The organism is Helicobacter saguini (assembly GCF_000762875.2).
In the GTDB taxonomy this organism is placed as follows: Bacteria; Campylobacterota; Campylobacteria; order Campylobacterales; family Helicobacteraceae; genus Helicobacter_A; species Helicobacter_A saguini.
Genome location: NZ_JRMP02000020.1, coordinates 38,292 through 46,333, shown reverse-complemented (window position 1 = coordinate 46,333; position 8,042 = coordinate 38,292). Strand labels below are relative to the sequence as shown.

Genomic DNA, 8,042 nt, shown 5'->3' with positions numbered 1-8,042 from the left:
TTTATTATTTACAAACTACATTTTTAGATTCTATGTTTTCTTTAGAATCAAGTTTCGCAAACTCTAGCAGTTCATTTGCAAACGATTCAAATTCTTTTAAAGCTTTAGAATCTTTTTGCTAAATAACGTTTGTGGTTATAAAATCTAGTAGTTTATCTTTATAAACTTCTTTAATTTGTTGTATTAAGCCTTTTTTAGTTACATTTATTCTAACTAATAGCAGATTAAAAAACTCTTTTACATACTTTAAAGCCTGAAGTTTCATAGAATCTAATTCGCTAGGATTAGCTATTACTAACTCGCTATTAGCCTTGCATAGCCTTAAATTCACACTTAAGCTATCATTTTCTATCATAGATTCTAAGTTATTTATAAAGTCTTGTTTAGCCTTTGGCAGTATCAAATAATTAAAATTACTAATATATTCAATCAATTCGTTTATAGTCTTAGAATCTAGCTTTTTAAGCGTTGTAGGCTTTAGTTTTATCTCGCTACTTTTAGCTATATAATCACTTAGAAACTCTTTAATTTGCGGATAAAAAGCCTTTGGAATGCTAAAATTTGTGATATTAAATTCTTTATAAACTAATTCTTTATCAATTAGCTTTTTTAAGATTCTATATAAATGACTTTGGGAAATTTGCAAAAGCTCACTTAAACTAACATTGCTAACTTTAAACGCAGGAAAATGTGGATTTTTGTTTATGTAATCCAGCATATCTAAAACTATGGCTTCACTTTTACTTATCGATAGACTAGATAAAAGCTCTAAATCTATGCTAAAATTGCTTTTCATCTTTAAGCTCCTATTTGTATAGAAATAGGATTTTAGTAGGCTAAATTTGCTATAACCTGTGGCAAAATCTGTCGTAGCTGTGGCAAATGTGGCAAAACACAACCACTCAAACGCCCTCAAATCCTTGCTTAAAAGTTGACTTTATAGAATCTAGATTCTAAAAACCCTTATATATCATATAAGAAAAACTAACTTTTGCAATAAAAAGTAACAAAAAATAGTGTTTAGAAATGTAGCAAAAATGTGGAAACATAGAATCTAAAATTATTTTTTAAATATATTTTTAATTCCGCTACGGAAGGAGCGGAAAGTATTTCGCGGTTTGTAAAAGATTTTTTTGTATGCGTTATTTACGATTTTTGCGTAACGCAAATCGCGTTCATGCCCATAAAGCTTCGCGCCAACGCCACGTCGCAAGGCACATTCACGCCCTTGTGAAATTATAGAATCTAAAAACGCAAAAGTCTTATTTGCATAATATTTATAAGGCTCAAAATTATTTAGGAAAATATCTTGTTCGCGCATTTGTTTATACGCCAAAGTATCGCTATCAAGGCGTTTTACCTCATCTACCAAGTCATCCAAAGTAGGAAAATCATGCGCGTTTATAAACGCCTTTGGGTTTAAAATGTATTCTAAATCTTGCGGATTTATACGCGGAATTTGCATATTTATTTCACTTTTGACGTTTAAAACGGGGGGGGGGGGTAATTGCAATTAGATTCTAAAATATTATTATGATTTTTAGATAAAAACGCAGTATTAGATTCTATATTTTCTAACTTGTTAGAATCTAAAGTTATAGAATCTGGCATTTTATAACAACGCAAACTCGTATCGCCCCAATATATCGGCACACACCCAGCCGCAAACGCATCAAAGATTTTCTCAGTCAAATATCCCGGATAGCTAGAATTTTCAAAACATATATTAAATTTGTATTTTTTTAGCCATTCAACCTTATTTTCCACGCGGTAATTAATGTTATTTGCGTATTTTCCACCAGAATCTACCTTTTTATACTTGCTTAATTTGTGGAAAAAAGTGTTACGAAAAGTAGCAAAACGATTGCTGTTACTCACTAAAAAGCTACAAAATTCGCTTCTTTTATCACTAAATCTCGCACCAAAATCATATTTATACTCACAAAAAGGTAGCGGCAGCCGCAAATGTCTATCGCCAAACTCCATAAAATCAAAGTCAATGCTATAATCAGCGATGTTGTAATCAGCCCGAATATTCTCGCCTGTGAAAAAAATCCGCACGCATTTGTAGTCAAGATGGCTATTTCCGCCGTGGCTAAAAAATAAAAAATCGGGGTTATTTGAGCGGATAACTTCGTATTTTTGACTTAAAAGTTTTATAAAATAATTATCATAAAAGTCCGCGTCACTAAGGCTTTTCCACCAATCTACTATGTTTATTTTTGCTTTCTGTTTCACTTTATTCCTTAACGTGTATAATTATTAACAAACTTCCCATGAACTATATTTGATGCGTGGAATCTACTTCAACTTCACAGGCACAAAGTGGAAATCTTTTGCGCCATAGAATCTATCATTATATTCGACTTGATTGCCATTTAGATTCTCTTCAAAAAAGCGTTTGTGTCTCTTGCTACTTTTTGATAAAAAAACATCAAGGCTTAATGCAGTCGCATAATTGACCCAATCATACAGCACATCCGCACTCATAAGCTCCCCAAACGCCAAAATCTTAGAATCAATACTAGGATTTATCGCACTAATCACAAACATTTTTTCCGCGTCCTCTTTTGGCATAAGATTTAGCAAGGATGGATTGTAGTTTATCTGCGTTGATAGAAAGGCAATAGGCATTGTGTTTGTATTGCCAATTTGTGGGACAATTAGCCCAGATTTTATCACCGAAGTGTTTAGCACAACGATAGAACTTTTTATATTACTTCTAAATTTTGGAACTATTTCCTTAAAATTATTCGAAGTTTTAGTATCTATATTCATATTAAAAATAATTCTTTTTGACTTTGTTTTTAGCGAATTGCCAAGCATTTTGCCAATGCTACCATCATCATTTAGGCTAATGACATTCGCCCCCTTGCCCTCCGCCACGCTCACAATCATATCTAGCTGCTTATCATAGTCAATGCCCCCAAAAAAGACATTTTTACTCTCGCTAAACTCGCCTGCTTGCTTCTTATTCACACTCGGGATAAATAGCGGCGTGGTAATATCCGTGCTAGAAAGCAAATTTGTCACGCCCTTTGGCGTTAAAATCGCAATAATCACATTAAACCCAGCGCTGCTTGCCGCATTATAGGCGTTTTTAAGGTTATCCACATCCTCATTTATAGAATCAAATGCGCCAAACTCAAAGTCATCGCCTCGCGAAATAAGATACAAAAGTAGCGAGTCAGCGCTAGTCACAGAATATCGCCCAATGCTTTTTTGCGGCATAAGGAGTGCGACCCTAACGCCACTTTTAGAATCTATCTCAAGTGTTGCAAGGCTGCTAGTAGGCGGCGTGTAAATGTCAAATTTGCTTGCTAATTCATTAAAAATAGATTCTAAATTAGAATCTTTTATGTCGTTAAACTCGCTTAGAAAGCTAAAAAAATAATCCTCTTCAATCAATTTTTTAAGGCAGCCTTTGGAGCATTTTTTAACTGAAAGGCTTATTACTTCTTGCGTTGGGACAGGCAGCGGCGAGATGGTTTGCTCCCTAGCGGCTAATTTTATAAGGCAAAATATTAAACAAACTACAATTAATTTTCTCATATACTTCTCTTTATGCTAAGTTTATATAAAATTATTTATAAAATTTTGAATTATATCTAAAAAAAGTTATTTTGTAATTTTATAGAATCTAATTTTGTTTTGATATCTTTTCTAGATTCTATATAAACACAGAATCTAAACCAAAAACTTTTCTTACCAAAAATCCCAAAAGTAAATTTAAGGAATGAAATTAGCTTTTTTATGTGAATGTTAGCAAAATATCCAAATAATAAGGAATCTTATGTTTGCACGATTGAGAGTAAAATCACTCATATTCGCGTTTTGTATAGGCATTGTGGGGCTAGGTGAGAATCTAAGGGCGATAGCCCCAAGTGTCTTTGTAGAGAAAAGCCCAGCCCAAACCGCTTATGACGTCTTCTGGGGCGAGGCAGCACACGAGCTATCTGCTATGCTTTTTTATCAACAGGCTTTTGGCGATGACTTGACCTATCTTGATGGTAGCTTTCTAGCGTATTATCAAACGGGGCGATTTAATGGCGTAAGCGGCGGCTTAGGGCTTATTTTAGCAGGTCCGCTTCTTACTATTCGTGGGCAGAGTGCTGAGACTTATGATGATGTAAAGCAGATATTTTTGCTAAATTCAGCCTTTGTAGATTATAAGAATGATAAGCTAGGCTTGCAGGCTGTGGCTGGGCGTTACAAGGCAAATGAGGAGTGGAATACATATTATTCGCAAGGCTTTGGTGTTAGCTATGATATAGGGCAGCTTGCTTCATTGAATCTTACTGCTAGCTATGGTAGCGCTATGGTGCTAAATGAGTATGTGACGGCGTTTAGGAGTGATTTAAGTAGCTTTGGGACTTACCTTATGCGAGCTAGATTCTATCTGCCTTATCACATTGACTTAGAGCCGTATGTTTATGCGACAGGGTATTTTACGACTTTTGGGATGAAGACTAGCATTGATTATAATTTTATGCCGAATTTGTCCGCACACACGCGGCTGCATATCGCTGGATATTCGAAATATTATCCTACGATTTTACCCGTTGGTTTGAATCATAAGTTTGAACTAGCCGCTTTGGCTGGTCGCACTAATCAAAATATGAGCGGTATTGCCTGGCTAGAGCAAGGAATCAAATGGTATGATTTGATTGAGGGGAAGGTCGGTATCATCGGCGTTAGCGGGGCTGGTGCGGAGCTAATTGACTATTATGGGCATAACACGCCTTTTGAGTATAATGTCGGTATGTTTTGGAGTAATGCGGTTAGCATTTATGCGGCAAGTGAGCTAAACTGGAATCATATCTTTGAGGTGGAGGCTGGGGTGCGAGGCACTTTTATGCCAAATGGAAATGTGGTTAGCTTTGAGGTTAAAGGGCAGGCGAATTTTCCTATATGGCGACAAAGGGGCGCTGATGGAATCTATCGCACATATATGACAGGAAAGGTCGGCATTAGCGGTATCGGTGTGTATAATAGCTCTCCAGCGATTAACTTCTATGGTGGTAATAACTACACTTTAATCCGCGCCTTTATCCGTATTTCAATATAGTTATATAAAATATCTATTAATAACGATTGGTAAATGTGTTTTATTGTTTATTTTTCACCATCTTCGAACTAATAAACGCAGCAGTTATAAAGCCCATACCAACAAGCCCTGTGATAATTTCGCTAACTTCGCTAAAAATCTTAATAAACATAATCGCAGCCAAAACGCCTATTGCATAATGCGCGCCATGCTCTAAGTAAATAAGGCTTTGGAGCGTCTTTTTATGCACGAAATAAAGCGTGAGACTTCGCACAAACATCGCGCCAATGCCAAGCCCTATCATAATAATAAAAATATTTTCGCTCAATGCAAACGCGCCAATCACACCATCAAAGCTAAAACTCGCATCCAAAATCTCAAGATACAAAAAGCCCATAACACCGCTTCGCACGCCATTTTCACTACTCATTAACTTATCGGCTGAATGAATTAGCAAATAGAGTGCGAGTGCGCTAAAATACGCCATTCCAATCACATAATTTCGCGTGATATAAAGCAAAATAATGCCAAAAGTAATCGCAATCATAAATGAAATGTTAGGAAATTTCCGCAAAGCACGCATAATCACATTATCTTCTAAAAACGAAAGCCAATGCACTTCTTTCTCACTTTCAAAGAAAAAATGCAAAAACACCATAAGCAAAAACGCCCCACCAAAGGCATAAATCTCAAATCGCGTAGTCTCCAACGCCTTATGATAATTTTCAGGCTCATAAATAGCCAAGTGCAAAGTCTCCAAAATCCCCATACGCGCGGCAATAGCCACTATCAAAATAGGAAAGACAAACCGCATCCCAAACACCGCAATAGGAATGCCCCAAATGATAAATCTATCCTGCCATTTTGGCTCCATTGTGTTTAGCACTTTTGCGTTCACCACGGCATTATCAAAGCTTAGACTCACTTCAAGCACAGACAAAATCGCACAAATATAAATCGCCTGATAACTCCCAATAAAAAACGCGATAAGTAGCCCCACCACCGCAATAATAATAGAGCTTAGAAAATATTTCATTTTAATCCTTTGTTAGAATCTTTTTTTTAGATTCTATGAAAAAATGATAAATGGATAGAATTTTAGTGGAATTATAAATGTAATAAAATATAAAAACCATTACAATAAAAACTACTACACAAATATGCTTACAAATTACGTAACTATCGATATTTAACAAATTCTATATTTTCCAAGCTATCAATGATTTAAAATATATAAAAAGCGACATTACTATCAAATTCTTGTTTTAGATGTGCGTAGGTAAATTGTGCGTGAATATTTGGGCTAACCACTAGGAGATTTTTAAAATGATTGCCTTTGCTAGAATCTATATGATGAGTTTCAAAATAAGATTTAGAATCCCTTTAAAAACGTCCATTGACTAAGCTGACAATTGCCATTATATAAAGATATGATAAAAGGCAAAATATGGAGACTACATTTATCTGCATACACAACTAAATTTATAACATACATATAATTCTTAAATAATAAATTATATAATCCAAACAAAATAAAAGGTAATAAATGAAGCCATTGCATACTTTAGCTTTGACGTGCGTGTTTTGTTTTATTTTTTTGATTTACGCACTTTATTATAATTATAAAAAGCAGGAGATTGATTCTAAAAATACTAATAAAAATGTAGAAAAGTTAGAAAAAAGGCAAGATTCTATTAATATAGATTCTATCAATATAGATTCTAAAGAGCGAGAGAAAAATGATAAAATTTTGCTAGATTCTATAATGCAAAAATATAAGGATAAAAAGCCAAAGATTTGGGCTGAAAATCCGCAAGGGAGCATAAATACCGCCGCTGATTTAGAGCAAGATTTTAAAGATTCTAAAAGACAAGATTCTAAGATTTTACAAGATTTTAAAAATCTAGATTCTAAAGATTCTAACCAAGATTCTAATACAAAAAACCCAGCTTTAGAATCTAAATTTTCCCCACAAGATTCTATCAATAATCATAACCCTACACAGAATCTAGATTCTAAAAATCATAATAATTTATCACAAAAAATTATATATCTAACCCTTGATGCCTGCGGTGGCGAGTATGATTCTAAGTTGATTGATTTTTTGATACAAAATAATATAAAAGCCACGCTTTTTATTAATGCGCGTTGGATAAAAAAGCATGAAAGCGACTTTCTTAAACTTGCGAAAAATCCGCTATTTTCCCTGCAAAATCACGGCACAACACACAAGCCTTTAAGCGTGAATGGCGCGCGAATTTATGGCATTCAAGGCACGAAAAATATCCAAGAAGTCTTTGATGAAATCAATGAAAATGACAAGATTATGACGCGTCTTAGTGGCAAGAAACCGCGATATTTCCGCTCTGGCACTGCCTTTTATGATGATGTGGCAATGGATATTGCACGAGATATGGGCTATAAAATCGCTGGATTTAGTGTGGTGGGCGATGGTGGAGCAACTTTTGGGCTACAAAAGATTCTAAAAATCGGGGCGAAAGTAAAAAATGGCGATATTTTAATCTATCATTTTAATAAGCCGCAAAGCAGCACACGTGTGGGCTTAGAGCAGCTTATAGATAGCTGGATAAAGCAGGGTTTTACTTTTGGGCTTTTGGAGTGAATTATGCAAAAACAAGATTTTAAAATTATCAAATTTTTGATAGTATTTTGTTTGTTGATTACTTTATTATGTTTAAAGATTATTTAATTTAAGGAAAAATATGCTTTTTAATTCTTATCAATTTATTTTTATATTTTTACCGATTACTTTTTGTGTTTATTTTGCTTTGAATCATTATAAGAAATATGCGTTTGCTACGGGCTTTTTGGCTTTAGCAAGTATAGTTTTTTATGCGTGGTGGGAGTATAAAAATGTTGCACTTTTGCTAATTTCTATAAGTTTTAATTATTTTATTTCTGGGCTTATTTTACGCACACGTGCTAATCTAAACGGGGGGGGGGGGGGAATCTAACTTTAGATTCTAAAAATATA

8 protein-coding genes are annotated in these 8,042 nt (G+C 34.5%); 3 read left to right on the top strand and 5 right to left on the bottom strand.

Going from position 1 to position 8,042, the window contains the following annotated elements; translation table 11 throughout:
* Positions 1-118 precede the first annotated feature (118 nt).
* The 4 genes from LS64_RS10410 to LS64_RS10395 all read right to left on the bottom strand — a co-directional run bounded on the left by LS64_RS10410 (position 119) and on the right by LS64_RS10395 (position 3,552).
* Complete coding sequence (locus tag LS64_RS10410) at positions 119-796, bottom strand: hypothetical protein (protein ID WP_138127335.1); 678 nt, start codon at positions 794-796, stop codon at positions 119-121.
* A 264-nt stretch (positions 797-1,060) separates the two neighbouring features.
* Positions 1,061-1,465 (bottom strand): glycosyltransferase family 10 fucosyltransferase, encoded by a 405-nt coding sequence (locus LS64_RS10405; RefSeq protein WP_118949288.1) that lies wholly within the window; start codon positions 1,463-1,465, stop codon positions 1,061-1,063.
* Between the two features lie 20 nt (positions 1,466-1,485).
* Entirely contained in the window at positions 1,486-2,238 is a 753-nt protein-coding gene (locus tag LS64_RS10400; protein ID WP_118949289.1) for a glycosyltransferase family 10 domain-containing protein, read from the bottom strand.
* A gap of 63 nt (positions 2,239-2,301) precedes the next feature.
* Positions 2,302-3,552, bottom strand: a complete 1,251-nt coding sequence (locus tag LS64_RS10395) for a hypothetical protein (RefSeq protein WP_034573741.1) — start codon at positions 3,550-3,552, stop codon at positions 2,302-2,304.
* 241 nt (positions 3,553-3,793) lie between these two features.
* Here LS64_RS10395 and LS64_RS10390 point away from each other — a divergent pair, with 241 nt between their 5' ends.
* A complete protein-coding gene (locus LS64_RS10390) occupies positions 3,794-5,068 on the top strand; it encodes an outer membrane family protein (protein ID WP_118949290.1) in 1,275 nt (424 codons plus the stop codon).
* Positions 5,069-5,108: 40 nt separating this feature from the next.
* Here LS64_RS10390 and LS64_RS10385 read toward each other — a convergent pair whose 3' ends face one another.
* Positions 5,109-6,083, bottom strand: coding sequence for a DUF475 domain-containing protein (locus tag LS64_RS10385; protein WP_034573739.1), 975 nt, complete (start codon positions 6,081-6,083; stop codon positions 5,109-5,111).
* 510 nt (positions 6,084-6,593) lie between these two features.
* Between LS64_RS10385 and LS64_RS10380 the strand changes: the two genes are divergently transcribed.
* Together LS64_RS10380 and LS64_RS10375 are read left to right on the top strand one after the other, a co-directional pair.
* Positions 6,594-7,670 (top strand): polysaccharide deacetylase family protein, encoded by a 1,077-nt coding sequence (locus LS64_RS10380; protein ID WP_052062702.1) that lies wholly within the window; start codon positions 6,594-6,596, stop codon positions 7,668-7,670.
* A gap of 100 nt (positions 7,671-7,770) precedes the next feature.
* Positions 7,771-8,022, top strand: a complete 252-nt coding sequence (locus tag LS64_RS10375; protein ID WP_118962083.1) for a hypothetical protein — start codon at positions 7,771-7,773, stop codon at positions 8,020-8,022.
* The last annotated feature ends 20 nt before the right edge of the window (positions 8,023-8,042 follow it).

Coding starts and splice junctions, on each gene's coding strand:
- LS64_RS10410 (WP_138127335.1), bottom strand. CDS start 796: ATGAAAAGCAATTTTAGCATAGATTTAGAGCTTTTATCTAGTCTATCG.
- LS64_RS10405 (WP_118949288.1), bottom strand. CDS start 1,465: ATGCAAATTCCGCGTATAAATCCGCAAGATTTAGAATACATTTTAAAC.
- LS64_RS10395 (WP_034573741.1), bottom strand. CDS start 3,552: ATGAGAAAATTAATTGTAGTTTGTTTAATATTTTGCCTTATAAAATTA.
- LS64_RS10390 (WP_118949290.1), top strand. CDS start 3,794: ATGTTTGCACGATTGAGAGTAAAATCACTCATATTCGCGTTTTGTATA.
- LS64_RS10385 (WP_034573739.1), bottom strand. CDS start 6,083: ATGAAATATTTTCTAAGCTCTATTATTATTGCGGTGGTGGGGCTACTT.
- LS64_RS10380 (WP_052062702.1), top strand. CDS start 6,594: ATGAAGCCATTGCATACTTTAGCTTTGACGTGCGTGTTTTGTTTTATT.
- LS64_RS10375 (WP_118962083.1), top strand. CDS start 7,771: ATGCTTTTTAATTCTTATCAATTTATTTTTATATTTTTACCGATTACT.